Annotated in this window: 1 protein-coding gene; it reads right to left on the reverse strand. The window is 34.4% G+C overall.

What is annotated here, in order from left to right; genetic code table 11:
• Positions 1-531, reverse strand: a 531-nt coding sequence (locus OYV_RS04295; protein ID WP_236620299.1) for an alanine--tRNA ligase-related protein, incomplete at its 3' end; no start/stop codon positions are given.
• Positions 532-552 lie beyond the last annotated feature (21 nt).

Here is a 552-nt window from a genome sequence, read left to right on the forward strand (position 1 = left end):
GTCAAAAGTTTTTCCTCTGTCAAAAAAAATCTCGGTGCAAGGACCAGAAGGACCAGGACCTATTTGCCAAAAATTGCTCTTTAAAGGAATAAGGTGGTTTTTTTCTACTCCTAAGTCAAGCCAATATTGATAAGTATCTTGGTCTTGAAAAAAATAAGTGATGTAGAGTTTTTCTAAGGGAAAAGCAAACCATTTAGGCGAAGTTAACAACTCAAAGGCGTAGTGGATAGCTTCTTTTTTAAAATAATTCCCGATAGAAAAATTGCCTAACATTTCAAAAAAAGTATGATGGCGCGAGGTTTTTCCTACGTTTTTGATGTCGTTGGTACGAATACATTTTTGCACGTTAGTAATGCGTCTAAAAGGAGGTTTTTGTGTGCCATCAAAATACTTTTTTAAAGGGGTAATGCCTGCATTAACCCATAATAAGTTAGCTTCGTTTCGTGGTATCAAAGAAGATGATTTTGCGATGTGATGGTTTTTGCTTGCAAAAAATTTTAGCCACATTTGTCTAATTTCAAAAGATGTCATTATAAAAACTCCTTTAATTGG

This window comes from 'Chrysanthemum coronarium' phytoplasma (genome assembly GCF_000744065.1).
GTDB lineage: Bacteria > Bacillota_I > Bacilli_A > Acholeplasmatales > Acholeplasmataceae > Phytoplasma > Phytoplasma asteris.